Genomic DNA, 1,961 nt, shown 5'->3' with positions numbered 1-1,961 from the left:
CTACAGTTGCATTTTGTGTTGAGTTCTGACTCTATGGATACCCATGATTCAGGATATGATGACCGGTGGTGCGTCTGTTGAAGAGACGCTGGAATTATGGGTGCGTTCGCTTCGATCAGCCAAGGAGCGGATTGCTCCACTGTTTACGCAAAAGCGTGTCGCGGATTCAGCGTGTTCTTTCCTTGATGTTTTAATTGGCAATGATCCACGCAAGACAGGTTGGATGCGGGCAGAAGCCGCAGGAGATCCCGGTCCATGGCGGCAACAGGCGCTTCTGGGGCGCGGGCACTGGGATGCCGATGCCCTTCGCGATGTCGTCAGGGAGCATGTGGTCGAGCATCTGGGCACTGAAGATGGTGTGCTGGTCATCGATGAGACCGGTTTTCTGAAGAAAGGTCAGGCGTCCTGCGGTGTGGGGCGGCAATATACGGGCTCTGCCGGCAAGATCACGAACTGCCAGATTGGTGTATTTGCCACCTATGTATCGGCGCGGGGCCACGCCTTTGTTGACCGCGCCCTGTATCTTCCAAAAGACTGGACGTCGAACCGTGAGCGCCTGAAGCAGACCCACGTTCCTGATGACGTGGTGTTTGCAACCAAACCGGCGTTAGCCTCGATGATGATTGAGCGGAGTATTGAGGCCGGTGTGCCCTTCCGCTGGGTTGCAGCAGACAGCGTGTATGGCGTCGGCGATGTGGAACGCACGCCTCGCCGGGCAGGAATTGGATATGTCCTTGGGGTCAGAGGCAATCACTGGTTCGGGTCGTGGGCGACAAGCCCGCTGATTGCAGGAGAAGCCAAAGATATTGCTGCAAATCTTCCAGAGCAGGCCTGGTGCCGTCTGTCAGCGGGAAGCGGCACAAAGGGCAAGCGCTTATACGACTGGGCGTATCTTCCGCTTGCCGATCTGGATGCTGAAGAATTTGACTGCCCTATAGCCGGCCCATGGACACGTGGCCTGTTGATCCGCCGGAACATCGCCGATGGAGACCTTGCCTGTTTTACGACATGGTGTCCAAAAGGAACAACCCTGCAGGAACTCGTGAACGTTGAAGGCACGCGCTGGAGAATCGAAGAATGTTTCGAGACGGCCAAAAACGAATTCGGTCTTGATCATAACGAAACCCGTTCCTGGCATGGTTGGCATCGGCATGTCTCTCTGGTCATGCTCGCCTATGCCGTCATGGCCAGTGTCCGTTACCAGGCAAACTCACTGAAGTCGAAAAAAACACTGCACCGGACACGACAGTCCTTGTCCGCTGGTCCATACAGGAAATCAGGCGTCTCGTCGTAAAACTCTCACAACATAGACTGCCCATAGCCCATATCCTCAGATGGTCCGTCTTTCGACGAACACATCAGGCCAGTGCTATCCGCGCTCACTCACGACACAATATGCAACTGTAGTGCTAGGCTCAGGACCTATTAATTTATTGAACTGAGCGAGAGGTTGTGATTCACAGGTTTACCGATGGAGGGTAGCCTGTGAGTGATGTGTTTATACTGTCTGAGCGCCAGATGGAGCGGATTGAGCCTTTTTTTCCTCTGGCGCACGGCGTGCCACGCGTGGATGACCGGCGTGTTCTGAGCGGGATCGTTTATGTCATCCGCAACGGCCTTCAGTGGAAGGATGCCCCGAAAGCGTATGGTCCGCACAAGACTTTGTATAATCGCTTTATCCGGTGGAGCCGCCTCGGTGTTTTTGACAGGATCTTTGTCGCCCTGACAGAACAGGCTGGCCGTTCGAAGCGTCTGATGATTGATGCAACACACCTCAAGGCACACCGGACATCGGCGTCCCTGCTCAAAAAGGGGCTTTTCCCCGCCATATCGGACGGACAAAAGGCGGCCTGAACTCAAAACTTCACGCCGTGTGCGATGATCATGGCCGACCGGTCCGTCTACATCTGACTGCGGGGCAGGTCAGTGACTTCAAAGGCGCTGATGTCCTGCTGGCTGAC

Annotated in this window: 1 protein-coding gene and 1 pseudogene; both read left to right on the top strand. The window is 55.2% G+C overall.

Annotated elements, in window-relative coordinates; genetic code table 11:
• Positions 1-43: 43 nt before the first annotated feature.
• Positions 44-1,294 carry an IS701 family transposase gene (locus KP699_RS16170; RefSeq protein WP_215763339.1) on the top strand — a complete coding sequence of 417 codons (1,251 nt, stop codon included), beginning with the start codon at positions 44-46 and terminating at the stop codon, positions 1,292-1,294.
• A 191-nt stretch (positions 1,295-1,485) separates the two neighbouring features.
• Positions 1,486-1,961, top strand: a pseudogene (locus KP699_RS16165) (IS5 family transposase); the annotation flags it as partial.

Origin of the sequence: Acetobacter sp. P1H12_c (assembly GCF_018811975.1) — a bacterium.
Taxonomy (GTDB): domain Bacteria; phylum Pseudomonadota; class Alphaproteobacteria; order Acetobacterales; family Acetobacteraceae; genus Acetobacter; species Acetobacter persici.
Note: the sequence above shows the minus strand (reverse complement) of the source record. Positions and strands in the feature narration are given on the sequence as shown.